1 protein-coding gene is annotated in these 749 nt (G+C 61.0%); it reads right to left on the minus strand.

The annotated features are described in order from the left end of the window. Positions 1 to 77: 77 nt before the first annotated feature. Positions 78 to 749, minus strand: a 672-nt coding sequence (locus V8324_RS22160; protein ID WP_336422033.1) for a transposase, incomplete at its 5' end; no start/stop codon positions are given.

The raw sequence follows: 749 nt of genomic DNA on the forward strand, positions 1-749 counted from the left end.
CCGCCGATTCTGTGGAAAAACTAAAGTTTGCGAGCGCAGAAATAGCCGATCCAAATCGGGCGCGCGCGCCTTTCCTGTCAGGCTTTGCGCATTTGCTGCGGTGCGGGAAAGACCTTGGCCAATTTCCGGAGGTTCTGGGCGGTGGCGGCGAGGAGGAATTCGTCATTTGCGCCGCATGGACCACGTAATCGCAGTCGGCCCAGGCCAAGGATGCGTTTGAGGTGGGCAAATAGCATCTCGACCTTTTTTCGGAGCTTCATCGAGATGTCGTATTGGCGGGTCTTCGCAATGTCTCGGGCGACTTGGCGGGCATCTTCATGTTCCTCGCGGGTGATGGACCGGAAGTCCATGTTCGGGCAGCAGCGTGACTTCGAGGGGCAGGCGTGGCAGGTGAGCTTCAGGCCACGGTATTTGGCGACGCCCTTGCCTGTCGGCCCCCGGTTCGGGTCGGAATAGTTGCGGCGGAACTGCTTCAGCTCATGGCCCTCGGGGCAGATATATTGGTCGTTCTCGGCATCCCATTCGAAGTCCGCCCGCGTCCAGGTTCCGTCGGTGCGCCCGGACTTGTCTATAACCGGGATGTGCGGCGCGATCTTGCGGTCGACCAGCCAGCCCAGCATCGGTCCAGTGCCATAGGCCGTGTCCGCGATCAGGCGCTCGGGATGCAGGTCGAACTTCTTCTTTACCCGTTTCAGCATGGTCTTCGTCGAGCCGACCTCGGCCTGCCGGATCGAGCGGGTCGCCTCAAC

Source organism: Roseovarius sp. D22-M7 (genome assembly GCF_037083785.1).
Classification (GTDB): domain Bacteria; phylum Pseudomonadota; class Alphaproteobacteria; order Rhodobacterales; family Rhodobacteraceae; genus Roseovarius.